We start from the raw sequence: 23,195 nt of genomic DNA on the forward strand, positions 1-23,195 counted from the left end.
CCTCAGAGCGCGGAGATCGCTCCCTGCGCACGCTCGGGCCGTGCGAGCGCCCGGACCAGCGCATCCTGCCCGTGGCGGCGGACCGCCAGGTCCGTCAGGAGCGTGAGCACCGGACGGAGCGTCGCCGCGGCGAACTCGGGGACCGGCACGCCGACGCCGGCGGCGAGGTCGTCGCTGTGCACCACGACCTCCATCAGCCGGCTCACCAGGAAGTCGTCGGTCCGCAGCACGAGGCCCGTCCACGGCAGCAGCAGGGCCGGGGGAGCGGCCGCCAGCGCCGCGGGAAGGGCCGCGAGGGCGGCGCGGGCCGCAGCGACGGCCTCGTCGTGGCCCGCGGACGCCTGCTGCTCGCCGCGCTCACGCACGCCCACGTTCGCGGGGCCGTCCAGGTCCTGCTGGAGCCACTCGGCGCGCGCGTAGTGCTCGTCCGCGGTGATCGGTGCGGTCAGGCGCGGGTCGGCCGGGTCGTGCGCCGCGATCAGCTCGATGACGCGCTGCGGCTGGTTGACCAGGTGCCACGTGAGCGCGCCCACGCTCGTGCCCGCGCACGCCGACTCCTGGTCCCACGCCGCGGCCACCTCGGGCCGCGCGACGAGCGCGACCAGCAGCTCGGTGGCCGGGACCAGCGCGTCCCGGTCCAGGACACCCTCGAACGTCAACCCCGTCTGTGCCATGCGCACACCCTGCCACGCGTGCGCCGGGTGACGGTGCACCCGGCGCACGCGTGCACGTTCAGGAGCGCAGCACGCTCGCGACGCCGGGCTCGAGCAGGCGCCGGCCCAGGATGCGCTCCGAGTAGCCCGTGCGGTCGAGGTACGGCGTGAGGCCGCCCAGGTGGAAGCCCCAGCCGGCGCCCAGGATCATGCACAGGTCGATCTGCTGCGGCGTCGCCACCACGCCCTCGTCGAGCATGTGGCCCACCTCGACCGTGAGCGCCGTGAGCACGGCGTCGAGCACGCCCGCCTCGTCGAGCGGCTCGCCCGCGGGCGCGGACGTGCGCGTCGCGTCGAACGTCGCCTGGATGGCCGGGTCCACGGGCTTGGGCAGTCCCTTGGCGGGTGCCGGCAGCACCACGCGCGTGCCGTCCGCGACGAGCTTCTCGAGCCCGGGCGAGCGCGGGAACCGCTCGCCCAGGTCCTCGCGCAGCGACGTCAGGACGTGCAGGCCCACCGCGGGCCCCACGAGGTCGAACAGCTCGAACGGGGGCATGGGCAGGCCCAGCGGCCGCAGCGCACGGTCCGCGACCTCGACCGGGGTGCCCTTCTCGACCGCGTCGACGATCACGCCGAGCAGCAGCACCAGCAGGCGGTTGACGACGAATCCCGGCCGGTCGGCGACGAGCACCGCGGTCTTGCGCAGCTGGGCCGCGACCGCGAAGCCCGTGGCCAGCGCCTCGGGTGACGTGTGCTCGGCGTGGATCACCTCGACGAGCGGCATCGCCGCGACCGGGTTGAAGAAGTGCAGCCCGACGACACGCTCGGGGTGCTGCAGGTCCGCGGCCATCTGCGTGACGGACAGGGCCGAGGTGTTGGTGGCCAGCACCGCCTCGGGGGAGACCACCTGCTCGACCTCGGCGAACACGCGCTTCTTGAGCGCGAGCACCTCGGTCACGGCCTCGATGACCAGGTCGCAGCCCGCCAGGTCCGCGAGGTCCGTGGTCCCGTGCACCGAGCCCAGCACGCGCGACGCCGCCGCGTCGGACATGCGGCCCGTCGAGCGCAGGCGCTCGACGCCCGCGGCGACGGCCTGCAGCCCCGCGGCCACGCGCTCGTCGTCCAGGTCGCGCATGACCACGGGGACCCCGAGCCGCTGCGCGAGCAGGAGCGCGATCTGCGCCGCCATGAGCCCCGCGCCGACGATGCCGACGCGCGTGACCGGCCGGGCGAGCGCGCGGTCGGGCGCGCCCACGGGGCGCTTGCCGCCCGAGACGAGCCCGAACGCGTACACCGACGCGCGCATCTCGTCGGACATGATCAGGTCCGCCAGCGCCTCGTCCTCGGCCGCGAACGCCTCCTCGCGGGACGCCGTCCGGGCCGCGGCGACCAGGTCGAGCGCGCGGTAGGGCGCGGGGCGCGAGCCGTGGATCGTCGCGTCGAGCCGCTCGCGTGCCGCGCGCGTCACGGCGTGCCAGGTCTCCTCGTCGTCGAGCTCGCGGCGCGGGACCTCGACCTCGCCGGTGAGCACGCGGGCCGCCCACCGCACCGACTCCTCGAGGAAGTCCGCGGCGTCGAGGACCACGTCCACCAGCCCGATGCGTGCGGCCTCCTGCGCCGAGAACGGCTTGTTCGCGGCCGGGCGCGCCAGGATCACGTCGAGCGCGGTCTGCACGCCCACGAGCCGCGGCACCACGTACGCGCCGCCCCAGCCGGGGACCAGACCCAGCCCCGTCTCGGGGAGCGCGAGCGCGCGCACGTCCGCCGCCGCGGTCCGGTAGTCGCAGTTGAGCGCGAGCTCGAGCCCACCGCCGAGGGCGACGCCGTTGACGAACGCGAACGTCGGCGCACCCATGTCGTGCAGGAGCGCATAGGCCGCATGACCGCCGCGGCCCAGCGCGAGCGCGTCGTCGCGCGACGTGACCGTGGCCACCTGCGTGAGGTCGGCGCCCGCGGCCAGGAAGTACGGCTTGCCCGTGACGGCGACGGCCTGCACCTCGCCCGCCTGCACCCGCGCCCGGACCGCGGTCAGCGTCGCGGTGAGCTCCGCGATGCCGAGCGGCCCGAACGTCGTCGGCTTGGTGTGGTCCAGGCCGTTGTCGATCGTGACGAGCACGAGCGTGCCGGCCCCGCCCGGCAGCCGGACGTCGCGCGCGAGCGCGTGCGACACGCGCTCGGTCCGGTTCGGGCGCTCCACGGGCTGCTGGTCCGACGGGGTTCCGGTGGTGGCGCTCACGGTGCGACCTCCTCGTCGCTCGACGGCACGTAGTCCGCGTGGTGGGGGTTCTCCCAGATGACGGTGCCGCCCTGGCCGAGGCCCACGCACATCGTCGTGAGGCCGTAGCGGACCTCGGGGTGCTCGGCGAACTGGCGCGCGAGCTGCGTCATGAGCCGGACGCCCGAGGACGCCAGCGGGTGACCCACGGCGATCGCGCCGCCGTACGGGTTGACGCGCGGGTCGTCGTCGGGGATGCCGAACGCGTCCAGGAACGCGATCACCTGGACCGCGAACGCCTCGTTGATCTCGAACAGGCCGATGTCGTCGATCGTCAGGCTCGCACGCTCGAGCGCACGCCGTGTCGCCGGGACGGGGCCCACGCCCATGATCTCCGGCTCGACGCCCGCGTACGCGAACGCGACCAGGCGCATGCGCACCGGCAGGCCCAGGGCGGATGCGGTGTCCTCGGCGGCCAGGAGGCACGCCGCCGCGCCGTCGGTCAGGGGCGCCGACGTGCCGGCCGTGACCCGCCCGCCCGCGCGGAACGGCGTCGGCAGCGCGCCGATGCCCTCGACCGTGGTGCCGGGGCGCGGTGGCTCGTCGGCGGTCGCCAGGCCCCAGCCGCGCTCGGGGTCGCGCGTGGCCACGGGGACCAGATCGGGCTCGATGCGACCCGCCGCCAGCGCGGCGGCGTACTTGCGCTGGCTCGCGGCGCCGTACGCGTCGGCCCGCTCGCGCGTGAGGTGCGGGAACCGGTCGTGCAGATTCTCGGCCGTGACGCCCATGTTGAGCGCGTCGGGCGCGACGAGCCGCTCGGACAGGAACCGGGGGTTGGGATCGGCGTCCAGCCCCATCGGGTGGCGACCCATGTGCTCCACGCCGCCGGCGAGCGCGACGTCGGCCGCGCCGACGCCGATCTGCGCCGCGAGGTTGGTCACCGCCGTCATCGCGCCGGCGCACATGCGGTCGACCGCGTACCCGGGGACCGAGCGCGGAAGGCCCGCGAGCACGCCCACGGTGCGGCCGAGCGTGAGGCCCTGGTCGCCCTGCTGGGTGGTGGCCGCGATCGCGACCTCGTCGATCCGGTCGGGCGGCAGCTGCGGGTGGCGCCGCAGCAGCTCGCGGACCGCCTTGACCGCGAGGTCGTCGGCGCGTGTGCCGGTGTACAGGCCGTCGGCGCGGGCACGCCCGAACGGGGTGCGCACGCCGTCGACGAACACGGTGCGGCGCACGCGCGAGGGCGCCGGTCGGGACGGTGCGGCGGGTGACGGGACGGATGCGGTGGGCATCGGGCCTCCAGGCGGGACGACGGTGTCCATGTGGATGCTTCGGGTCACTACGGGGTCGCGACGTGGTCGCCACGGGTCACTGCTGGTCGCGCCGGGAGCGCGTGAGCCGTGCTCCCGGCATCCTGCCGTGCGGCAGGACCTTCGTCCTGACAGGGCGAAGTTACTCGAGAGTAACATCCGGCGCCGCGCCGTGGCGGTCACCCCTTCGGGCGGTCCTCACCGAGGTCAGGGCGTGGCCCCGCGGACCGGTCCGCGCCCGGTCAGGCCGTCGGGAGCGCGGCGAACGCGGCCGCGAGCGGCGGTGTGACGAGCTCGACCTGCCAGGGCCGGGCCCCGCCGGCGGCGAGGAACTGTGCGACGGCGTCGGCGTCGAGCGGGCGCGGGGGCGTCCAGCACAGGCGACGCAGGAGATCGGGCTGCAGCAGGTTCTCGACCGGCACGGTGTGCTCGGCGGACAGTGCCGTGACCACGTCGCGCGCGACCGCCAGGCGCGCGGCCGCGGCGGGGTCCTTGTCCGCCCAGGCGCGGGGCGGCGGGGGAGCGTCGCTCTTGGGGCCGCGCACGGACGGGAGCTCGGAGTCCGGCAGCGCGAGCGCGCGGTCGATCGCGGACTGCCACAGCGGTGCGCGCCGGCGCGTGCCCTTGCCGGAGAACGCGGGCAGTGCGGTCAGCTGCGGCACGGCACGGGGCAGCGCCTGCGCGGCCGCCACGATCGCCGCGTCGGGAAGCACGCGGCCCGGTGAGATGTCGCGCTGGCGCGCGTTGGTGTCACGCGTCGCCCACAGCTCACGCACCACCGCGAGCCGGCGCGCGTCACGGATCGCGTGCAGCCCGGACACCCGGCGCCACGGCTCGACGCGCGGCGGCGCCGGTGGCGCGGTGCGCACCGCCTCGAACTCCTGCGCGGCCCACTGCGCCTTGCCGGCGACGGCGAGCCGCTCGGCGAGCACCTGCCGCACCTCGACCAGCACCTCGACGTCGAGCGCGGCGTACCGCAGCCACTCGGCGGGCAGCGGGCGCGTCGACCAGTCCACGGCCGAGTGCTCCTTGGCCAGCCCCAGCCCGAGCGTGTCGGCGACGACCGCGGCGAGCCCGACCCGCTCCATGCCGAGCAGACGGGCCGCGAGCTCGGTGTCGAACACGCGTGACGGGCGCAGGTTCTGCTCGACCAGGCCCGGGAGGTCCTGCGAGGCCGCGTGCAGCACCCACTCGACGCCGACGAGCGCCTCGGACAGCTCCGAGAGGTCCGGGAGCGCGATCGGGTCGATCAGCGCGGTGCCCGCGCCCTCGCGGCGGAGCTGGACCAGGTAGCTGCGCTGCCCGTAGCGGTAGCCGGACGCACGCTCGGCGTCGACCGCGACGGGTCCCGTGCCCGCGCCGAACGCCGCGACCACGCGCGCGTACGCCTCGGGCGTGTCGACGACCGGTGGCACGCCCTCGGCCGGTTCGGTCAGCGCGACGACCGCCGGTGGGGCCGGCTCGTCGGCCTCGGTGGTGCCCGGTGCGGTGGTGTCGACGGGCTCGGCGGTGGTCTCGGGGTGGCCGGCGGACACGCCCTGGCGGGCGCCCTGGTCCGGTGCGGCGGGTCGCATGGTGTCCACGGTAGGCGACGCGGGGGCCGCGTCCGCGCAGGCCGTGCGCGCGGGGCCGGGTGTGGCGCTCAGTCGAGCAGCCCGCCCCGGAAGGACATCGCGACGAGGTGCGCGCGGTCGCCCGTGCCGAACTTGCGCGAGATGCGGGCCAGGTGGCTCTTCACCGTGAGCGCGGACAGGCCCAGCTCCTCGCCGATCAGGCGGTTGCTGCGGCCCTGCGCGACCAGGCGCAGCACGCTGAGCTCGCGGCCCGTGAGCTCGGGCAGCGGCGGCGCGGGCGGGGGTGCCGCGGGCGCGCGCGTGAGCGACGGGACGGTCGAGCCCGCGACGGCACCGCGGACGCCGCCCGCGAGCAGGACGGCGAGCTCGGGACGCGCGGCGCGGCGGGTCAGCACCACGACGCGCTGCGCACCGCGCCGGCGCAGGCTCTGCACGAGCGGTGAGGCGTCGCCGTCGGCGATCTCCGTGACCACGACGCACATGTGCTGCGCCGCCGTCTGACGCTGCGGCTGACCGGGCGCGACCGCGGCCGAGGCGGGTCGCCTGACGGCAGGCGCACGACGGAGCGGCTCGATGGTCACGTCCTCGTCATCGGCAGCACCGTCCGGGGACTTGAGCGCTCGGCCGCAGCCCGTGAGCGCCGCATGCGGGCGCTCGTCGGGCGCAGCCGGACCTCAGACCCGCGGGCCGAGCGGGACGACGCCGTCGGGCAGCGGCGGCAGGCCCGCCGCGGTGCACAGCAGGGTCTCCCAGGCGCGCAGGTGGTCGCGCAGGTCAGGATCGGCGGCGGTCCAGGACGCCCGGATCTCGAGCTCGGTCTGCTCGGCCCGCACGTCGAGCGCACCGAAGCTCTGCGAGAGCACGCGCGTCACGGTGCCACCCGCCGCGTGGGCCTCGAGGCCGACACCCGCGAGCGCGTCGAGGAACCAGGTCCACGCGACCTCGGCCAGCATCGGGTCGGCGCCGACCTCCGCCTCGAGCGTGGCGCGCACCAGCGTGACGAGCCGGAACCGGCCGTCCCACGCCTCCTGGCCCGCCGGGTCGTACAGCACGACGAACCGCCCCGACGCGAGCTCGGTCGCCGCCACCGAACGGCGCGCGGTGCGCACCTCGGCCGTGATGGCCGCGGAGTAGGGCGCGATGCGTGCGGGTCCCGGTACCTCGTCGAGCAGGACCTCGGGACGCACCGTCACGGCGCGCAGCGAGCGGAGCGCCTGCACGAAGTCGGCAGGCACGTCGTCGGGGCCGGCGGGGGTCACGGTTGCAGAGCGTACGGAAGCCCGGCGCGCACCCGGCCCCGGCGCGCCGAGGCGGTTGCGGCGGGTCGCGGGCGACCCGGACGGGCCTGTGGAGGACGCGCACGCGCGCCCGTGGCGCGCCGGTACGGTCCCGCACGGCGGGCGGCGGACGACCGTCGCCACCGCACGGAGGGGGGACGGCATGGCGCGCTCGGGGTACGACGGACGGCAAGGGGCCTGGGTGCCGGGCGGAGCGCGCGCACCGGGGGCCGAACGGTCCGCGACGGCGAGCCCCGCAGGGGGAGGCTCGCCGTGGCAGGACGCCGCGCCGTCCGGGGTGCCGGCCGACCCCGCCACCGCACGGGCGTCCGGCGCACCGGTCGACGAGCTCGACGAGGAGCTCGACGAGCAGGCCGTGGCCGACGTCGTAGGCCGTTCGCCCGGTGCGGCGCGCGTGCGCGAGCAGGTCCTGGCCGCCCGTCGTCAGGCGCGCGAGGCCCGTGACCTGCACCGGGACGTCGAGGCGGTGCGGGGCACCGCGCGGTCGTCGGGCGGCGAGGTCACGGCCGAGGCCGACCCGGCCGGGCGCCTGACCCGGCTCACGTTCGCACCGCACGCGACGGCGCTGCGGCCGGACCGGCTGGCGGGCCTGGTGGAGCAGACCGTGCGCGCAGCAGCGCGCGACGCGGGTGACCGCGCGCTGCGCCTGGTGGACGAGCGCTCGGGTTCCGACGGCTTCTTCGCCCGGACCATGCGAGCCGAGCTCGAGCGCGGCCGGGCCTGACCGTCGGGGACGACCGGACGTGACGGCAAGAGCGGTGACGGGCGGTCGACGTCGTCTTGCCCGCTGATCGACGGACGGGCACGCGCGGGGTGCGCACTACGCTGAACCGGCACCCATATCCGGCCGTCGCGCCTGTGCGCGCCGTGCCGACGATCCGAAGGAGCACCACGCAGCATGGTGGACGCAGCAGCACCCGGCGGTCAGGCCGGGAACGCGCAGATCGGGACCGCGCAGATCGGCGTCACGGGTCTGGCGGTCATGGGCCGCAACCTCGCGCGGAACTTCGCGCGCAACGGCTTCACGGTCGCGGTGCACAACCGGTCCTGGGCCAAGACCGCCTCGCTGGTCGAGGAGCACGGCGACGAGGGCACGTTCGTGCCGTCGGAGTCGATCGCGGACTTCGTGGCGTCGCTCGAGCGACCGCGCAAGGTCGTCGTGATGGTCAAGGCGGGTGCACCCACCGACGCGGTGATCGACGAGCTGGTGCCGTACCTCGAGGAGGGCGACATCGTCGTCGACGCCGGGAACGCGCACTTCCCGGACACGATCCGCCGCGAGGACGCGCTGCGCGCACGCGGCCTGCACTTCGTCGGCTCGGGTGTCTCGGGCGGTGAGGAGGGCGCGCTGCTCGGGCCGTCGATCATGCCCGGCGGCACGCGCGAGTCGTACGAGAGCCTGGGCCCGATCCTCGAGAAGATCGCCGCGAAGGTCGACGGCGTGCCCTGCTGCACGTACGTGGGTCCCGACGGTGCGGGTCACTTCGTCAAGATGGTGCACAACGGCATCGAGTACGCGGACATGCAGCTCATCGCCGAGGCCTACGACCTGCTGAAGCAGGGGCTGGGCGCCTCGGCGGCCGAGATCGGCCAGATCTTCGCGGAGTGGAACACGGGCGACCTCGAGTCGTTCCTCATCGAGATCACCGCCGACGTGCTGCAGCACGTCGACGCGGACACGGGTGCCGCGTTCGTCGACATCGTGCTGGACCAGGCGGAGCAGAAGGGCACGGGTCGCTGGACCGTGCAGAACGGCCTGGACCTGGGCGTGCCGATCACGGGCATCGCCGAGGCCACGTTCGCGCGTGCGCTCTCGGGCGGCGTGCCGCAGCGGCAGGCCGCACGCGGCACGCTCGTCGCGGCGACCACGCCGTGGGACGTCACGGACCGTGACGCGTTCGTCGAGGACGTGCGGCTCGCGCTGTACGCGTCCAAGGTCGTCGCGTACTCGCAGGGCTTCGACCAGATCGCGGCGGCGTCCGAGCAGTTCGGCTGGGACATCGACCGGGGTGCGATGGCCCGGATCTGGCGGGGCGGCTGCATCATCCGCGCGCGCTTCCTCAACCGCATCACCGAGGCGTACGAGCGCGACGCGTCGCTGCCGCTGCTGCTGGCCGACGAGTACTTCACGCAGGCCGTGGGCAACGGCGTGCAGGCGTGGCGGCGGATCGTCGCGGGTGCCGCGCTGCACGGCGTGCCGACGCCCGCGTTCTCGTCCTCGCTCGCGTACTACGACGGCGTGCGCGCCGAGCGGCTGCCGGCCTCGCTGATCCAGGCGCAGCGCGACTTCTTCGGGGCGCACACCTACCGCCGGACGGACCGCGACGGCACGTTCCACACGCAGTGGTCGGGCGACCGCACCGAGCAGGACGCGTGACGCAGGCCGCGCGCGCCGGGGAGGACCGCACCGCGGAGCAGCCGCTCCAGCCGGTCATCCTCGGTGCGGACATCGGGGTGTACGCGCTGGCCCGCTCGTTCCACGAGCAGTACGGCGTGACGTCGATCGTGGTCGCGGGTGCCGCGCTCGGACCGGTGCAGCACTCGCGCATCGTCGAGCACGAGATCGTCGCGGACGGGCACGACCCGCGCCAGCTCGTCGACCGGCTGCTCGAGGTGGCGCGCCGCCTGCCGGACCGCCGGCTGCTGCTCATGGCGAACTCCGACTGGCTCGTGCGCGTCGTGGTCGAGCACCGGGACGAGCTCGAGGCGTCCTACGTCGTGCCGTTCCTGTCCGCCGAGCTGCTCGCGCGGATCAGCGACAAGGCGACGTTCGCGCAGATCTGCGCGGACCTCGACATCTCGGTCCCGCGCACGATCGTGCAGTCGTTCGGCGCCGACGAGCCCGACGTGGCCGTCGACCTGGAGTACCCCCTGATCGCCAAGGCCGCGAGCAGCGCGGACTACCAGGACGTCGAGTTCGAGGGCAAGAAGAAGGTCTTCGAGATCGCGTCGCCCGACGAGCTCGCGGCGCTGTGGGCGTCGCTGCGCGCTGCGGGGTACGCGGGGCGGTTCGTCGTGCAGGAGCTCGTGCCCGGTGACGACACGCAGATGCGGTCCGTGACGGCGTACGTGGACCAGCGCGGCGAGATGACGCTGGCGTGCTGCGCGCACGTGCTGCTCGAGGAGCACACGCCGTCGGGCCTGGGCAACCCGGCCGCGATGATCACGTACCGCGACGACGCCATGCTCGAGCAGGCGCGCCGCTTCCTGGTCAGCACGGGCTACGTGGGCTTCGCCAACTTCGACGTCAAGGTGGACCCGCGCACCGGCGCGTTCCGTTTCTTCGAGGTCAACCCGCGCATCGGCCGGAACAACTACTACGTGTCCGCCGCGGGTGCCAACCCCACGCGGTTCGTCGTGGAGGACCGGGTCGAGGGCCGCGCGGTGCCGCCCGTGGTCGTCGACCGCGAGGTGCTGTACTCGATCCTGCCGCACCGCCTGCTGCTCCGGTACGTCCGGGACCCGCAGCTCGCGGCGCGCGTGCGCGGGCTCATCGCGACCCGTGCGACCGCGCACCCGCTGCGCTACCGCCGTGACCTGTCGCCGCGCAGGAGGTTCTACGTGCTCGCGGCGGCCGTGAACCAGATCCGCAAGTTCCGGCGCTGGTACCCGGAGCCGACCGACACGGGGTTCTGACCCGCGGCGTCCGCACCCGGACGACGACGAAGGCCCGGCGACCCCGTGCACGACGAGGCGCCGGGCCTTCGCGGTCAGGCTCAGCCGAGCTCGGACGTCCCCGAGTACAGGTGCAGCACGGGCACGTCGAGCACGTCGCGCGCACGCGAGGCCCAGTCCTGGTGGAACGTGTCCTCCCACGCGTGCGGGTACGTGACGATCGCGACCTCGCGCACGTCACCCGCCGCGACCGCGTCGCGCAGCGCCGGCAGGGGGTCGTCCGCGACGACCTCGCCCGTCGCGTCCCGGCCCACCGCCGCGAACTCGGCGAGCGTGGCCGCGAGCTGCTCGGCCGCGGTCGCCCGGGCCTGCGTGTCCGTCGGCTCCTTGCCGCGCAGGCGGTCGAGCGCCTCCTTGAGCTCACCGAGTCCCAGGTTGTCGACGATCGTCGGCAGGAGCGGCCGGTCGGTGTCGGCCGGGACGAGCACGCGGTACGTGAGCTCCTCGCCCTCGTGCAGCTCGAGCAGGTGCCGGACGTCGACGGGGGCGAGCGTGTCCTCGATGAGGACCAGGATCGTGGTGGTCACGCAGCGAGCCTAGCCGGGGTGACCTGGCCTCACGCGTCCAGGACGGCTGCGGCGCGCAGGTCCCACCGGCCCAGCAGCACGCCGTCGGCGTGCAGCAGGTGCACCAGGCGTGCGGTCCGTGGCGGGGTGAGCCACGGCGTGCCCGCGACGATGCGCGGAGCCGGTCCGCCGACGAGCGTCGGGCTCCAGGTCAGGCACAGCTCGTCGACCAGCGACGCCGTGACCAGGTCGCCCAGCAGCGCGGGCCCGCCCTCGGCGAGCACGCTCGGCAGGCCGCGGGCCTCGAGCGCGTCGAGCGTCGCGGCCAGGTCCACGGTCTCGTCGCCCGCGACGACCAGCCGGTCGGCCGGCAGACGGTCCTGGAGCGCGCGCAGCCGGGGGCACGAGCCCGCGGTCACCACGACGGCCGGGCGGTCGCCCTCCAGCAGCTCCTCGGGCACGTCGCCGGACCGTGTGACCACGGCGAGCTCGAGCGGAGCGGGCCTGCCGTGCGCGCGTCGCGTCTCCACGAGCGCGTCGGGCAGGTCGAGCTCCCGGTAGCGCTCCTGCCGCGCGGTCCCGGCGCCCACCAGCACCACGTCGGCGAGGGCGCGCAGCGACCGGAACACGCGCAGGTCCGCGGCGCCGTTGATCGACCCGGTGACGTGGTCCGGTCCCGTGGCGGCGCCGTCGAGCGTCGCGATCATGTTGGCGCGCACCACGCGCGCCGACCCCGCGCCCCGCAGCGGGGCCGCCCGCGGGCTGTACTCGTCGAGCAGCGCCACGAGCTGCGCCTCGTCGTCCCGCGGTGCGAGCCGCGCGGGGCGGCCCGGGACCTCGGGGTGGGGGAGCAGCACGTCGAGCACGGGGGCACGGGTCATGCGTCGCAACCTAGGGTGCGCCGCGTGCGCGCGCACGACGCACCGCGGCGACGGCTCAGGACGGCTCGGCCAGCGCCGCGACCTCGCCCACGACGACGACCGCGGGGTTGCCCACGCCGCGCTCACGGGCGAGGCCGGCGATCGTCGCGAGCGTGCCCGTGGTGGTGCGCTGCTCCGGCAGCGTCCCGTTCTCGACGACCGCGACGGGCGTGTCGGGCGCACGTCCGTGCGCGACGAGCTCGGCGGCGTACGCGTCGAGGCGCCCGACGCCCATGAGCAGCACGAGCGTGCCCTCGAGCCTCCCGAGCGTCGGCCAGTCGGGTGTGGTGTCGTGCGCGGACAGGATGGTGACCTGGCGTGCCACACCCCGGTGCGTCACGGGGATGCCGGCCGCGGCGGGCACCGCGATCGCGCTGGTCACGCCGGGCACGACGCTGACCGCGACGCCCGCGGCGACGCACGCCGCGACCTCCTCGCCGCCGCGGCCCAGCACGTACGGGTCGCCGCCCTTGAGCCGCACGACGCGCCGCCCCGCCAGCGCGTGCTCGACGAGCACGGCGTTGATCTCGTCCTGGGTCAGCGTGTGCGCGTGCGGGCCCTTGCCGGCCTCGATCACCACGACGTCCTCGTCCAGGTCATCGAGCAGCGCACGCGGGGCCAGGCGGTCCACCACGACGACGTCCGCCTCGGCGAGCGCGCGTCGGCCGCGCGTCGTGATGAGGCCCGGGTCGCCTGGCCCGCCCCCGACGAGCGTGACCTGACCGGCTGCGGGCGCGCGGTGGTGCCGCAGCGGCAGCGCGCCGGTCTCGAGCAGCGTCGCGATCGCGGCCCGGAGGGTCGCCGAGCGTCGCGGGTCGCCCCCGGCGGTCACGGCCACCGCGACGTCGCCCGCGCGGGCCACCGCCGGTGTCCAGGCGGACGAGGCCGCCGCGTCGTCGGCGCGCACGCACCACACGTGCGCCGCCTCCGCGTCCGCGGCGACGCGGTCGTCGACCGCGCGCACGCCCGTCGCGGTGTGCGCGAGCCACGCGCCGTCGAGGTCCCCGGCCGCGTAGCCGCGCGCGGCCCAGCGGACCGCGCCGCTCTCGACGAGCGCCGCGAGGTCGTCGCCCACGTCGGGCGCGACCACGTGCACGTCCGCACCGTCCGCGACGAGACGAGCGGCGCGGCGGGCCGCGACGGGTCCGCCGCCGACGACCAGCACGCGCCGACCCCGGACGTCGAGGAACAGCGCGTGCATCAGATCCCCGCGCCGGCGAGCCAGTCCGCGTCGTCGTCCGCGGCGGGCGCGGGCGCCAGCCGGTCGAGCAGCGTCGGTCCGACCATGCCCGCCGCGAGCGTGGTGCCGTCGGCCGGGTCGACCAGCAGGAAGGCACCCGTCCCGCGGTGGGCGGCGTAGTCGTCGAGCAGCGCGGGCTCGGCCAGCCGGACGCGCACGCGCCCGATCGCGTTCAGACCGAGCCCCGAGGGCGCGGCGTCCGACGACGTGTCGGTCGCGTCCACCGCGTGCTGCGTGTCGACGCCGCTCAGCAGCTCGACGCTCTGCGAGTCGACGTCGAGCCGGGCGTCGACCTCGCGCAGCAGCGCGCGCACGGTCCGCGTGCCGATGCGGACCAGCAGGCGGGCCCCGAGCACCGACCGGCGCTCGGACAGCCAGCACACCGTGCCCACCAGGTCCTGCCCGACGCTCGCGACCGAGCCCGTGGGCACCAGGACGTCGCCGCGCGAGATGTCGAGCTCGTCGGCCAGGCGCACGGTGACCGAGCGACCCGCGGAGGCCTGGTCCAACGGACCGTCGAACGTGTCGATCGCCGCGACGACGCTCGTCTTGCCCGACGGCAGGACCGTCACCGCGTCACCGACGCGCACGGTCCCCGACGCGATGCGGCCCGCGTACCCGCGGTAGTCCGGGAAGGCCGCGGTGCGGGGCCGGATCACCACCTGGACGGGCAGCCGCAGCTCGTCGGAGGCGTCGGCCGGGGCCACGGGGACGGTCTCCAGGTGCTCGAGCACCGTCGGGCCGTCGTACCAGGGCGTGCGCGCCGAGCGCTCCACGACGTTGTCCCCGCTGATCGCCGAGACCGGCACCGCGAGCACGTCGCGCAGGCCGAGGCCGTCCGCGTACGACGAGAACTCGTGCGCGATCGCCCGGAACGTCGCCTCGTCGAAGTCGACGAGGTCCATCTTGTTCACCGCGAGCAGCACGTGCGGCACGCCCAGCAGCGCCGCGACGGTCGCGTGGCGGCGCGTCTGCTCGAGCACGCCCTTGCGCGCGTCGACCAGCACGATCGCGAGCTGTGCGGTCGAGGCGCCCGTGACCATGTTGCGCGTGTACTGCACGTGGCCGGGTGTGTCCGCGAGCACGAACGCGCGCCGCGCGGTCGAGAAGTAGCGGTAGGCGACGTCGATCGTGATGCCCTGCTCGCGCTCGGCGCGCAGGCCGTCGGTGAGCAGCGCGAGGTCCACCTCACCGGCCTCGGCGCCGCCGCGTGCCGCGGTCGCGCGCTCGACGGCCGAGAGCTGGTCCGCCAGGACCGACTTCGTGTCGTACAGCAGGCGCCCGATCAGCGTGCTCTTGCCGTCGTCCACCGAACCGGCGGTGGCCAGGCGCAGCAGCTCGCGGCCGGCGTGCGCGCGTGCGCCCTCGCTCGTCGGGACGGCGGTGCTGGTGCTCGTGCTCATCAGAAGTAGCCCTCGCGCTTACGGTCCTCCATGGCGGCCTCGGAGGCCCGGTCGTCGGCGCGCGTCGCCCCGCGCTCGGTCAGCCGGCTCGCGGCGACCTCCGCGATGACGTCGGCGACCGTGGTCGCGGTCGAGTCGACCGCACCCGTGCAGCTCATGTCCCCGACCGTGCGGTAGCGCACCGTGCGAGTCTCGAGCCGTTCGTCGGCCCGCGGCCCGCCCCACTGCCCGGGGGCGAGCCACATGCCGTCGCGTGCGAAGACCTCGCGCTCGTGCGCGTAGTAGATCGAGGGGAGGGGGATGCCCTCGCGCTCGATGTACCGCCACACGTCGAGCTCGGTCCAGTTCGACAGCGGGAACACGCGCACGTGCTCACCCGGCTTGTGGCGCCCGTTGTACAGGTCCCACAGCTCGGGGCGCTGGCGGCGCGGGTCCCACTGCCCGAACTCGTCCCGCAGCGAGAAGACGCGCTCCTTGGCGCGCGCCTTCTCCTCGTCCCGGCGCCCGCCGCCGAACACCGCGTCGAACCGGTGGGACGTGATCGCGTCCAGCAGCGGCACGGTCTGCAGCGCGTTGCGCGAGCCGTCGGGCCGCTCGTGCACACGCCCGTCGTCGATCGCGTCCTGCACGTGCGCGACGACCAGCCGCAGCCCGTGCTCGGCGACCGTGGCGTCGCGGTACTCGAGCACCTCGGGGAAGTTGTGCCCGGTGTCGACGTGCAGCAGCGCGAACGGCACCGACGCGGGCCAGAACGCCTTGCGCGCGAGGTGCAGCATGAGGATCGAGTCCTTGCCGCCGCTGAACAGCAGCACGGGGCGCTCGAACTCGCCCGCGACCTCGCGCATGACGTGGATCGCCTCGGACTCGAGCGCGTCCAGCTGGGTGAACGCGGGCGCGCCGGATCGCGCGCCCGGGGTGGTGAGCGTCATGTGTGCAGACCGCATTCCGTCTTGGAGGTGCCGGACCAGCGGCCCGCCCGCGGGTCCTCGCCCGGGGCGACCGCACGCGTGCAGGGGGCGCAGCCGATCGAGGCGTACCCCTCCTGGCGCAGGGGGTTGAGGACGACGCCGTGCTCGGCGACGTACGCGTCGAGCTGCTCCTGCGTCCAGGCCGCGAGCGGGTTGATCTTGACCTTGCCCCGCTTGGCGTCCCACCCGACCACGCCGATGTCGGTGCGCGTGGGTGCGTCCTCGCGGCGCATGCCGGTGACCCACGCGCGGTACGGCGCCAGGCCGCGCTCGAGCGGCTCGACCTTGCGCAGCGCGCAGCACAGGTTCGGGTCGCGCTCGTGCAGGCGCGGGCCGTGCTCGGCGTCCTGCTCGGCGACCGTGCGCAGCGGCAGGAGCGTGCGCAGGCGGATGTCCGTGAACTCGGCGTAGTAGTCGCGCGTGCCGATCGTCTCCGCGAAGTGGTAGCCCGTGTCGAGGAAGATCACCTCGATGCCGGGAACGGCCTGCGCGGCCATGTGCACGAGCACCTCGTCGCCCATGGACGAGGCCAGCACCAGGTCGGTGCCGAACGTGCGGCCCGCCCAGGCCAGGACGTCGTGCGGGTGCGCACCCTCGAGCTCGGCGCCCGCACGCTCGGCGAACGCGCGCAGCTCGTCGGGGGACAGGTCCGCGACGGCGACGGTCGACGCGCTCATGGGGTGACCTCCCGGGACAGTCCGACGAACCTCAGCGCGAAGCCGCGCGCGCACGAGCGGCACTCCCACTGCCCGTGGTGCTCACCCGCGGGCCACAGATCCTCGCTCGCGCAGAACGGGCAGTAGTACGGCACCGCGCGCTGCGCGCCCTGCTCGCCGCTCATCGCAGGTCCTCCTCGGCCGCGCGCTGCACCCACTGCGCGAACAGCTCGCCCTCGGTGCGCTGCTCGTCGAACCGGCGCGTCACGCGCTCGACGTAGTCGGGCAGCTCGGAGGACGGCACGCGCAGGCCGCGCAGCGTCTTGCCGAGCCCGCTGGTGAGGCCGAGCCCGCCGCCCAGGTGCACCTGGTAGCCCTCCTCACCCTGCGCGAGAGCGCCCTTGAGGCCGATGTCGGCGGTCTGGATGCGCGCGCACGAGTTGGGGCAGCCGTTGACGTTGATCGTGATCGGCTGCTCGAACGTCGGCAGGCGTCGCTCGAGCTCGTCGACCAGGCCCGTGGCGCGCGCCTTCGTCTCGACGATGGCGAGCTTGCAGAACTCGATGCCCGTGCACGCGATGGTGCCGCGCCGGAACGTCGACGCGGTGCGGACCCGCAGGCCCAGGCCTTCGATGCCCGCGACGAGCGCGTCGACGCGGTCGGCGGCGACGTCGAGCACCACGAGCTTCTGCTCGGTGGTGAGCTGCACGCGGTCGGAGCCCGCGGCCTCGACCAGGTCGGCGAGCGTCGCCAGCAGCGGGCCGGAGACCCGGCCCACCGTCGGCGCGGCGCCCACGTAGAACCGGCCGTCCTTCTGCGGGTGCACGCCCACGTGGTCGCGGTGGCCCGTGGGCGGCGGGGGAGGCGCGGGGCCGTCGCTCAGCGCGTAGCCGAGGTACTCGCGCTCGAGCACCTCACGGAACAGGTCGGGCCCCCAGTCCGCCAGCAGGAACTTCAGGCGGGCACGCGTGCGCAGCCGGCGGTAGCCGTAGTCGCGGAAGATGCTCACGACGCCGACCCACACGTCGGGCACCTGCTCGAGCGTGACGAACGCGCCCAGGCGCTTGCCGAGCATGGGGTTGGTGGACAGCGCACCACCGACCCACAGGTCGAACCCCGGCCCGAGCTCGGGGTGCACCACGCCCACGAACGCGACGTCGTTGATCTCGTGCGCGACGTCCTGGTGCGGCGAGCCCGAGACCGCGGTCTTGAACTTGCGCGGGAGGTTCGAGAACGCCGGGTCGCCGATGTACCGCCGCCGGATCTCCTCGATCGCGGGCGTGCCGTCGATGATCTCGTCAGCCGCGACGCCCGCGACGGGTGAGCCGAGGATCACGCGCGGCACGTCGCCGCACGCCTCGAGCGTGGTCAGGCCGACGTCCTCGAGGCGGCGCCAGATCTCGGGCACGTCCTCGACCCGGATCCAGTGCAGCTGGATGTTCTGGCGGTCGGTGATGTCGGCCGTGTCCCGCCCGAACTCGCGCGAGATGTCGGCCACCACGCGCAGCTGGCGCAGCGTGAGCGTGCCGCCGTCGCACCGGACGCGGAGCATGAAGTAGGAGTCGTCGAGCTCGTGCGGCTCGAGCGTGGCCGTCTTGCCGCCGTCGATGCCGGGCTTGCGCTGCGTGTACAGGCCCCACCAGCGCATGCGGCCGCGCAGGTCGTCGGCGGGGATCGAGTCGAAGCCCTGCAGCGCGTAGACGGTCTCGATGCGCTCGCGCACGTGGAGCCCGTCGTCGGCCTGCTTGAGCTGCTCGTTGCCGTTGAGGGGCGTGCGCTCGGGGTCGAAGGCCCACTGGCCCTCGGGCTTGGCGGCGGGCGGGGCGATCCGGGTCTGCGCCATGTGGCGCTACCTCCAGGACGTTCACGGCGAACGGCTGCACCTGGCAGGGGGCGACACCCAGACGTGCTGGTGATCCCTCCGGGCACAGACCGCGCGCCCGGGGTGGGGGACGTGGGCGGGGTCAGCTGCTCCGCAGACAGCAGCACATGCACATGCGGGCACGCGCGGCCGAGGCGGCACAGGGCCGACACGCGCACAGGTACCCGGACGAGATCACGCGCCGAGCCTCACACGCGTTCGCCCGTGCGGGGAGTCCCGGTTCGGATGGTGAGACGGACGTGACGGCATGTGGACACCGCTCGGACCGAGCCGTGGACGTATCCTCGACCCTCGTGACCGGATCCCGCACCGCTCCCGACGCAGGCACCCCCGGGCTCACGGGCATCGTCCCCGTGGTGCCCGCCGAGCGCCTCGTGGCCGAGCTGGTGCCGCCCGCACACTTCGCGGACGCCACGTTCGACAGCTACGTGCCCGACGAGGCGCACGCGTCGCAGGCCGCGGCGGTCGACCGGCTGCGGGCGGTGGCCGACGAGGTCGCGACGAGCGGAGCGGCGCGCGGGTGGTGGCGCCGGCGCCGGACGGCGGCCCCCGCGGTGTACCTGGACGGCGGGTTCGGCGTGGGCAAGACGCACCTGCTCGCGGCGCTCGCGCACCGCGTGCGGGCGCACGGCGGTACGGCGGCGTTCGGCACGTTCGTCGAGTACACGCACCTGGTGGGTGCGCTCGGCTTCGGGGCGACCGTGCAGGCGCTGTCCGCGTTCCGGCTGGTGTGCATCGACGAGTTCGAGCTCGACGACCCGGGGGACACCGTCCTGATGTCCCGGCTGCTGCGTGAGCTGGCGGACCACGGCGTCGCGCTCGCGGCGACCTCCAACACGCTCCCGGAGTCGCTCGGCGAGGGCCGGTTCGCGGCCGAGGACTTCCTGCGCGAGATCCAGGCGCTCGCGGCGCGGTTCGAGGTTCTGCGGATCGACGGCCAGGACTACCGGCAGCGTTCGGTGCGGCACGACGGCGGGCTGGCCGACGACGTGGTGCGCGCGAGCGTCGCCGGACGTGCGGGCGCGACGGTCGACGACTTCGACGCGCTGCTCACGCACCTCGAGCGTGTGCACCCCTCCAAGTACGGCGCGCTGCTGGACGGCGTGCGCGTGGTGGGGCTCACCGGGGTGCACGCGGTCACGCGTCAGGACGTCGCGCTGCGGCTCGTGGTGCTCGTGGACCGGCTGTACGACCGCGACGTGCCCGTGCTGCTGGGCGGCGCGGGCACCGACGGGCTGTTCTCGCCGGAGATGCTCGCGGGCGGGTACCGCAAGAAGTACTACCGCGCGCTGTCCCGCCTCGGTGCGCTCGCGTCCGACGGGGCCGCACTGGTGCCCTGAGCGCCCCGACTCACCTCACAGCACGTCGTCGGTCAGGTGGTTCGGCGTGCCGAAGCGGTGCGCCGTGATGCTCACGGCCTGCTCCAGCAGGAACGGCGCGAGCTCGACGCGGCCCGACTCGGTGGCCGCGTGGTCCCACACCGCGAGATCGGGCCGGCCGTGCGTCGCGGGCGTGAGCGTGTGCGCGCTCGCGCCGACCAGCCGCACGCGCCCCCCGGCCAGGCCCCCGGCGCGGACCAGCCATGCGTCCTCGTCCTCGACGACGAGCGCAGCCGCCGCGTCCGCGACCGCGGCCGTGACCGCAGCCGGCAACGCGGCCGCGGTGGACACGACCGCGCGCGCACCCGCTGCGGTCGCGGCGCACACGACCCGGACCAGTGCCGCGGGCTCGCCGGACGCGGAGACGCGGATGAGCACGGGCGCGCCGTAGGGCAGGTGCCGCAGCACGTTGCGCTCGGCCCGCAGGCCCGTCACGTCCCGCGGCGCGAACCGCGTGGCGAGCGCGAGCGCGTCGTTGCGGGCACCGCGCTCGACCGTCTCGGCCTGCTCGGTCGTCAGGTCCGCGCGCGCGGCCGCGACGAGCGCACGCACGCGCGGGTCGGTGACGTCCGCGCCCTCGCGCGCGGGCCGCGGGTGCCACGTGCCCAGCACGTCGAGGTAGCCGGGTCCGCCCGCCTTCGCGCCCGGACCCACCGCCGAGCGCTTCCACCCGCCGAACGGCTGACGGCGCACGATCGCTCCCGTCGTCCCGCGGTTGACGTACAGGTTGCCCGCCTGCACGGCGCCGAGCCATGCGGCGATCTCCTGCGGGTCGAGCGAGTGCAGACCTGCGGTCAGGCCGTAGTCGACGTCGTCGGTGATCGCCACGGCCTCCGCCAGGTCGGTGGCCGTCATGACCGAGAGCACGGGGCCGAAGTACTCGGTCAGGTGCGAGCGTGCGCCGCGCCGCACCCCCACGCGCACGCCGGGCGTCCACAGCCGCCCCTCGTCGTCGAGCCGGCGCGGCCGCAGCGCCCACGACTCGCCCGGGTCGAGCTCGGTGAGCCCCGCGAGCAGCTTGCCCGCCGCGGGCTCGATCACGGGCCCGACCTGTGCGCGCGGGTCGTGCGGGTACGCCACGACGAGGGACGACGCGGCGTCGAGCAGCTGGTCGCGGAACCGGCGCGAGGTCGCGACCGACCCGACGAGCACCACGAGCGAGGCGGCCGAGCACTTCTGACCCGCATGCCCGAACGCGGACGCCACGACGTCCTTGACGGCCAGGTCCAGATCGGCGCTCGGGGTCACGACGATCGCGTTCTTGCCGCTGGTCTCGGCCAGCAGCGGCAGGTCGGGCCGGAACGAGCGGAACAGCGCCGCGGTGTCGTACGCGCCCGTGAGGATCACGCGGTCGACGCCCGGGTGCGCGACGAGCGTGCGCCCGAGCGTGGACTCCTCCACCTGGACCAGGGCCAGCACGTCCCGCGGGACGCCCGCGTCCCACAGCGCCTGCGCGAGGACGGCACCGCAGCGCTGCGCCTGACCCGCGGGCTTGAGCACCACGGCCGAGCCCGTGGCGAGCGCGGCGAGCGTCGATCCCGCAGGGATCGCGACCGGGAAGTTCCACGGCGGCGTGACGAGCGTGAGCGTCGCGGGCTCGAACCGCGCACCGTCGACGCCGGGCAGCTCACGCGCCAGCTCGGCGTAGTAGTGCGCGAAGTCGACCGCCTCCGAGACCTCCGGGTCGCCCTGGTCGAGCGTCTTGCCCGTCTCGGCCGCCATGACCTCGAGCAGCTCGAAGCGCCGTTCCTCGAGCACCTCACCCGCGCGGTGCAGCACCGCGGCGCGCTCGTCCGCCGGCAGCGCCGCCCACGCCGGCGCCGCCGCACGGGTGCGGGCGACGGTCGCGTCGACCTCGTCGGACGTGCGCAGGTGGGCCGCGTCGATCAGGTCCTGCCCGAGGTCGCAGGACGGCACGCGCGCGAGCACCGCACGTGCACGCGCACGGTTCTCGGCGACCGCGGGGTCGGTGTCGGGCGTGTTCACGAAGCGACCCGGACCGGGTGCGTGCTCGAGGGCCGCGTACCGGTCGGGGACGCGGTGGCGCGTCGGCACCTCGTCGTCGAGCGCGGCGACCGACGCCAGGAAGCGGTCGCGCTCGCGGGCGAACAGACCCTCGTCGGTCGCGAGGTCGAACACGGCCGACATGAAGTTGTCGCTCGACGCGCCCTCCTCGAGCCGCCGGATCAGGTAGGCGATCGCGACGTCGAACTCGCGCGGTGCGACCACCGGCGTGTAGAGCAGCAGCCCACCCACCTCGCGGCGCACCGCCTCCGCCTGGCCCGGCGCCATGCCCAGCAGCATCTCGAGCTCGACGGCGTCCCGGACGCCGCGCCGGCCGGCCAGCAGCCACGCGTAGGCGACGTCGAACAGGTTGTGCCCGGCCACGCCCAGGCGCACGTTCGCGGTGCGGGCCGGGTGCAGCGCGTAGTCCAGCACGCGCTTGTAGTGCGCGTCGGACTCGACCTTGGCGTGCCACGTCGCGAGCGGCCAACCGTGCACCTCGGCCTCGACGTGCTCCATGGGCAGGTTGGCGCCCTTGACCAGACGGACCTTGACCGCCGCGCCGCCGCGCGCACGGCGAGCCGCGGCCCACTCCTGGAGCCGGCGCATCGCGTCGAGCGCGTCGGGCAGGTAGGCCTGCAGCACGATCCCCGCCTCGAGGTGCAGCAGGTCAGGCGCGTCGAGCAGGCGCATGAAGACGGTGAGCGTGAGGTCGAGGTCCTTGTACTCCTCCATGTCCAGGTTCACGAACGCCGGGGTCGGCGCCGCAGCCGCGAGGCGGAACAGGGGGCCCAGCTGCTCGACCACGTGCTCGACCGCCTCGTCGAACGCCCACGGGTTGTGCGGTGCGACCACGGACGAGACCTTGACGGAGACGTAGTCGACGTCGTCGCGCCGCAGCAGCCGTTCGGTGCCCGCGAGCCGACGCGCGGCCTCGCGCCGGCCCAGCACGGCCTCGCCGAGCAGGTTCACGTTGAGCCGCACGCCGTCGCGCCGGATGTGGGCGATGGCCGGCCCGAGCCGGCGGTCGCTCGCGTCGATCACCAGGTGGCCGACCATGTGCCGCAGCACGCGCCGCGCCACGGGCACGACGACGTGCGGGAGCACGGGCGCGAGCGCACCCCCGACGCGCAGCAGCGCGCGCAGCCCGGCCGGCAGGAACGCCGGTGCGCGGCCCGCGAGCTCGTGCAGCGTCCGCGCGGCGACGTGCACGTCCTGCGGCCGCACCACGCCGTCGACGAACCCGACGACGAACGGCAGCCCCGCGGGGTCCTTGAGCAGCGCGGCGAGCTGTGCGGCGGACCCCTCCACGGGGTGGGCCGCGGCCTCCTGCAACCAGCGCCGCACGAGCGCGACGGCTTCCTGCGCGAGCCCCGGGTCGGTGGCCGAGGCGGGCGGTGGCGTGGGCGAGTCCGGCATCGTGTGCTCCTTCGTGGGCCCGGGCACGCACGGGGTCGCCGGCGTGCAGGCAGGCCCAGTATCCGGTGCGGCCCGCGCGTCGGCACGAGCGAC

General features: G+C 75.1%; 19 protein-coding genes. 4 read left to right on the forward strand and 15 right to left on the reverse strand.

All coding sequences use genetic code 11. The features are described 5' to 3' along the window. Window positions 1–2: 2 nt before the first annotated feature. From CELGI_RS07500 to CELGI_RS07525, 6 genes are all read right to left on the reverse strand, one after another. Window positions 3–674 (reverse strand): maleylpyruvate isomerase N-terminal domain-containing protein, encoded by a 672-nt coding sequence (locus CELGI_RS07500; protein WP_013883520.1) that lies wholly within the window; start codon window positions 672–674, stop codon window positions 3–5. 58 nt (window positions 675–732) lie between these two features. Next, window positions 733–2,889, reverse strand: coding sequence for a 3-hydroxyacyl-CoA dehydrogenase NAD-binding domain-containing protein (locus CELGI_RS07505; RefSeq protein WP_013883521.1), 2,157 nt, complete (start codon window positions 2,887–2,889; stop codon window positions 733–735). Continuing rightward, entirely contained in the window at window positions 2,886–4,160 is a 1,275-nt protein-coding gene (locus tag CELGI_RS07510; RefSeq protein ID WP_013883522.1) for a thiolase family protein, read from the reverse strand. The genes CELGI_RS07505 and CELGI_RS07510 overlap by 4 nt, the downstream gene beginning before the upstream one ends. A gap of 260 nt (window positions 4,161–4,420) precedes the next feature. Continuing rightward, a complete protein-coding gene (locus CELGI_RS07515) occupies window positions 4,421–5,752 on the reverse strand; it encodes an HRDC domain-containing protein (protein ID WP_013883523.1) in 1,332 nt (443 codons plus the stop codon). Window positions 5,753–5,820: 68 nt separating this feature from the next. Next, window positions 5,821–6,333, reverse strand: a complete 513-nt coding sequence (locus tag CELGI_RS17765; protein ID WP_287916666.1) for a helix-turn-helix transcriptional regulator — start codon at window positions 6,331–6,333, stop codon at window positions 5,821–5,823. A gap of 93 nt (window positions 6,334–6,426) precedes the next feature. Further along, window positions 6,427–7,011: a DUF3000 domain-containing protein gene (locus CELGI_RS07525; protein ID WP_013883525.1), complete on the reverse strand. Its 585-nt coding sequence runs from the start codon at window positions 7,009–7,011 to the stop codon at window positions 6,427–6,429. Window positions 7,012–7,192: 181 nt separating this feature from the next. Between CELGI_RS07525 and CELGI_RS16895 the strand changes: the two genes are divergently transcribed. The 3 genes from CELGI_RS16895 to CELGI_RS07540 all read left to right on the forward strand — a co-directional run bounded on the left by CELGI_RS16895 (window position 7,193) and on the right by CELGI_RS07540 (window position 10,686). Further along, window positions 7,193–7,774, forward strand: coding sequence for a YbaB/EbfC family nucleoid-associated protein (locus CELGI_RS16895; RefSeq protein ID WP_013883526.1), 582 nt, complete (start codon window positions 7,193–7,195; stop codon window positions 7,772–7,774). Window positions 7,775–7,948: 174 nt separating this feature from the next. Continuing rightward, a complete protein-coding gene (gene gndA / locus CELGI_RS07535) occupies window positions 7,949–9,427 on the forward strand; it encodes an NADP-dependent phosphogluconate dehydrogenase (protein WP_013883527.1) in 1,479 nt (492 codons plus the stop codon). Beyond that, entirely contained in the window at window positions 9,424–10,686 is a 1,263-nt protein-coding gene (locus CELGI_RS07540) for a carboxylate--amine ligase (protein ID WP_013883528.1), read from the forward strand. Before gndA ends, CELGI_RS07540 begins: the two co-directional genes overlap by 4 nt. A gap of 80 nt (window positions 10,687–10,766) precedes the next feature. Here the strand turns inward: CELGI_RS07540 and CELGI_RS07545 are convergent, their stop codons facing one another. Genes CELGI_RS07545 through CELGI_RS07575 form a run of 8 tightly spaced genes read right to left on the reverse strand, consistent with a single transcriptional unit; the run spans window position 10,767 to window position 18,261 of the window. Next, on the reverse strand, window positions 10,767–11,252 hold the full coding sequence (locus CELGI_RS07545) for a hypothetical protein (RefSeq protein WP_013883529.1): 486 nt from the start codon (window positions 11,250–11,252) through the stop codon (window positions 10,767–10,769). Window positions 11,253–11,281: 29 nt separating this feature from the next. Further along, window positions 11,282–12,112 carry a dihydrofolate reductase family protein gene (locus CELGI_RS07550; protein ID WP_013883530.1) on the reverse strand — a complete coding sequence of 277 codons (831 nt, stop codon included), beginning with the start codon at window positions 12,110–12,112 and terminating at the stop codon, window positions 11,282–11,284. Window positions 12,113–12,167: 55 nt separating this feature from the next. Continuing rightward, a complete protein-coding gene (gene cobA / locus CELGI_RS07555) occupies window positions 12,168–13,352 on the reverse strand; it encodes a uroporphyrinogen-III C-methyltransferase (RefSeq protein ID WP_013883531.1) in 1,185 nt (394 codons plus the stop codon). Then, window positions 13,352–14,794, reverse strand: a complete 1,443-nt coding sequence (locus tag CELGI_RS07560; RefSeq protein ID WP_013883532.1) for a sulfate adenylyltransferase subunit 1 — start codon at window positions 14,792–14,794, stop codon at window positions 13,352–13,354. Before CELGI_RS07560 ends, cobA begins: the two co-directional genes overlap by 1 nt. Continuing rightward, on the reverse strand, window positions 14,794–15,723 hold the full coding sequence (cysD, locus tag CELGI_RS07565; protein ID WP_013883533.1) for a sulfate adenylyltransferase subunit CysD: 930 nt from the start codon (window positions 15,721–15,723) through the stop codon (window positions 14,794–14,796). Before cysD ends, CELGI_RS07560 begins: the two co-directional genes overlap by 1 nt. Next, a complete protein-coding gene (locus tag CELGI_RS07570; RefSeq protein ID WP_013883534.1) occupies window positions 15,720–16,439 on the reverse strand; it encodes a phosphoadenylyl-sulfate reductase in 720 nt (239 codons plus the stop codon). The genes cysD and CELGI_RS07570 overlap by 4 nt, the downstream gene beginning before the upstream one ends. Continuing rightward, complete coding sequence (locus CELGI_RS17340) at window positions 16,436–16,603, reverse strand: hypothetical protein (protein WP_013883535.1); 168 nt, start codon at window positions 16,601–16,603, stop codon at window positions 16,436–16,438. The genes CELGI_RS07570 and CELGI_RS17340 overlap by 4 nt, the downstream gene beginning before the upstream one ends. Further along, window positions 16,600–18,261 (reverse strand): nitrite/sulfite reductase, encoded by a 1,662-nt coding sequence (locus CELGI_RS07575; protein ID WP_013883536.1) that lies wholly within the window; start codon window positions 18,259–18,261, stop codon window positions 16,600–16,602. The genes CELGI_RS17340 and CELGI_RS07575 overlap by 4 nt, the downstream gene beginning before the upstream one ends. Window positions 18,262–18,593: 332 nt before the next feature. On the opposite strand from CELGI_RS07575, the gene zapE reads away from it, so the two are divergent. Further along, window positions 18,594–19,640, forward strand: coding sequence for a cell division protein ZapE (gene zapE, locus CELGI_RS07580; protein WP_041574149.1), 1,047 nt, complete (start codon window positions 18,594–18,596; stop codon window positions 19,638–19,640). Between the two features lie 15 nt (window positions 19,641–19,655). Here zapE and CELGI_RS07585 read toward each other — a convergent pair whose 3' ends face one another. Continuing rightward, on the reverse strand, window positions 19,656–23,102 hold the full coding sequence (locus CELGI_RS07585; RefSeq protein WP_013883538.1) for a bifunctional proline dehydrogenase/L-glutamate gamma-semialdehyde dehydrogenase: 3,447 nt from the start codon (window positions 23,100–23,102) through the stop codon (window positions 19,656–19,658). Between the last annotated feature and the right edge of the window lie 93 nt (window positions 23,103–23,195).

This window comes from Cellulomonas gilvus ATCC 13127 (assembly GCF_000218545.1).
Classification (GTDB): Bacteria; Actinomycetota; Actinomycetes; order Actinomycetales; family Cellulomonadaceae; genus Cellulomonas; species Cellulomonas gilvus.

Bases quoted from the DNA above. Each gene is read 5' to 3' on its own strand.
- CELGI_RS07575 (WP_013883536.1), bottom strand. From the start codon at position 18,261: ATGGCGCAGACCCGGATCGCCCCGCCCGCCGCCAAGCCCGAGGGCCAG.
- gndA (WP_013883527.1), top strand. From the start codon at position 7,949: ATGGTGGACGCAGCAGCACCCGGCGGTCAGGCCGGGAACGCGCAGATC.
- CELGI_RS07500 (WP_013883520.1), bottom strand. From the start codon at position 674: ATGGCACAGACGGGGTTGACGTTCGAGGGTGTCCTGGACCGGGACGCG.
- CELGI_RS17340 (WP_013883535.1), bottom strand. From the start codon at position 16,603: ATGAGCGGCGAGCAGGGCGCGCAGCGCGCGGTGCCGTACTACTGCCCG.
- cobA (WP_013883531.1), bottom strand. From the start codon at position 13,352: ATGCACGCGCTGTTCCTCGACGTCCGGGGTCGGCGCGTGCTGGTCGTC.
- CELGI_RS07570 (WP_013883534.1), bottom strand. From the start codon at position 16,439: ATGAGCGCGTCGACCGTCGCCGTCGCGGACCTGTCCCCCGACGAGCTG.
- CELGI_RS16895 (WP_013883526.1), top strand. From the start codon at position 7,193: ATGGCGCGCTCGGGGTACGACGGACGGCAAGGGGCCTGGGTGCCGGGC.
- CELGI_RS07510 (WP_013883522.1), bottom strand. From the start codon at position 4,160: ATGCCCACCGCATCCGTCCCGTCACCCGCCGCACCGTCCCGACCGGCG.
- CELGI_RS07560 (WP_013883532.1), bottom strand. From the start codon at position 14,794: ATGAGCACGAGCACCAGCACCGCCGTCCCGACGAGCGAGGGCGCACGC.
- CELGI_RS07515 (WP_013883523.1), bottom strand. From the start codon at position 5,752: ATGCGACCCGCCGCACCGGACCAGGGCGCCCGCCAGGGCGTGTCCGCC.
- CELGI_RS07585 (WP_013883538.1), bottom strand. From the start codon at position 23,102: ATGCCGGACTCGCCCACGCCACCGCCCGCCTCGGCCACCGACCCGGGG.
- CELGI_RS07550 (WP_013883530.1), bottom strand. From the start codon at position 12,112: ATGACCCGTGCCCCCGTGCTCGACGTGCTGCTCCCCCACCCCGAGGTC.
- cysD (WP_013883533.1), bottom strand. From the start codon at position 15,723: ATGACGCTCACCACCCCGGGCGCGCGATCCGGCGCGCCCGCGTTCACC.